The 1,530-nt window shown below is 61.2% G+C and carries 1 protein-coding gene; it reads right to left on the bottom strand.

All coding sequences use genetic code 11. From position 1 onward, the window contains the following. On the bottom strand, positions 1–1,493 hold a 1,493-nt coding region (locus tag KGB03_RS03705), incomplete at its 3' end, for a type VI secretion system tip protein VgrG (protein WP_223526372.1). Between the last annotated feature and the right edge of the window lie 37 nt (positions 1,494–1,530).

Here is a 1,530-nt window from a genome sequence, read left to right as displayed (position 1 = left end):
TTCTTGTCTTCAATCCGCAATTCATTAAACCCACCGCCCCCCGGGGAGCTGAGGGTTTTGAATACGGTGCGGGTTTTGTTCGCCGGCAGGTCGTACGGAACCTGATTTTCCTTGTGATACAGGCACCCAGTCACCAGCGGCTGATCGGGATCGCCTTCGAGGAAGGTCACCAGCACTTCCATGCCGATGCGCGGGATGGCGATGGCGCCGTAGCGATCGCCGGCCCAACTGGAGGAGACGCGCATCCAGCAGCTGGTTTTGTCGTCAGCCAGTCCTTCGCGGTCCCAGTGGAATTGCACTTTGATGCGGCCGTATTGGTCGCAGTGGATTTCTTCGCCTTTGGGGCCGGTGACCATGGCGGTCTGGCTGCCGAGGACGCGGGGTTTCGGGTGTTCCAGCGCCGGGCGGTAGAACACGTCCCACGGGGTGGCGAGGAAGCGGTTGCGGTAGCCCTGGTGGAAGTCGTCCTTTTTGTCGGTGGTGTCGCTGGTCACCGACTCTTCGAGGACTTGCGGTTGTTTGCCTTCGTGGAAGATTTCGGTGAGCAGCCAGAGGTCGTTCCACTCGGTGCGCGGGTGGTCGGACATTTCCAGGAAGTGGCCGCTGACCAGGGTGGTCTGATCGCTTTTGCCTTCGGCCTGGCGGTAGTCGGCGCGGTGGCGTTCGAGGGCGCGTTGGCTGAGGAATTTGCCGCGTGCGCGGTCGATGAAGCGGCCGGGGTAGTCGTAGTCTTCGAGGTCCGGCGCGTCGCTTTGCGCCTCGGGTTTGTAGGCGGACTCGAGTTGCAGGCGTGGTTTTTCGAAGTCGTAGTCGCGGCGGGTGACGCGGCCGGTGCGGGTTTCCAGGCGCAGTTTGAAGCCTTTGATCACCGGTTCGTCGGCGACCATGCCGCTGCCTTGCACATACGCCGTGGGCTGGCCGAGTTTCGGGAACACGGTCTGGTCGTCGCCGAATACCAACAGATGACCTTTGGAGCTGTGCTGGAAGTGGTAGTGAATGCCTTCTTCTTCGCACAGGCGTTGGACGAAGTGCAGGTCGGTTTCGTCGTACTGCACGCAGTAGTCGCGGTCCGGGCAGGGCTGGCTGAGCTGGAAGCGGTAGGCGTTGCCCTTGATGCCGTGCTCGTCGAGGATCAGCGCGATGATTTTCGGTGCGGACATCTGTTGGTAGATGCGCTGGTTGGTGCGGTGGTGCAGGTATTGCAGGTGCGGCACCAGGGAGATTTTGTAGCGGGTCAGGCGTTTGCCGGCATCGCCTTGGGCGACGCGGTAGATCTGGCCGTGGATGCCGGAACCTTGTGGATCGAGCGCGAGGAATGCCTGTTTGTGCAGGAGCTTTTCCAGGTCCAGATCGGGGTTTTCGCTGACCAGTTCCAGGTCGAAGCGATACGGCTGGCTGATGCCTTCGGTGCCGGTGAACGACAGCACTTGCAGGTCGCCGACGTAGTCTTCAACGGTCAGGCTGAAGTGGGTTTCGTTAGCTGGGTTGAACATTGCTTGCTCCCTGTTCGGTAGTCATCCGTTACGCCCG

It is taken from the genome of Pseudomonas sp. BF-B-26, from assembly GCF_019956495.1.
In the GTDB taxonomy this organism is placed as follows: Bacteria; Pseudomonadota; Gammaproteobacteria; order Pseudomonadales; family Pseudomonadaceae; genus Aquipseudomonas.
Note: the sequence above shows the minus strand (reverse complement) of the source record. Positions and strands in the feature narration are given on the sequence as shown.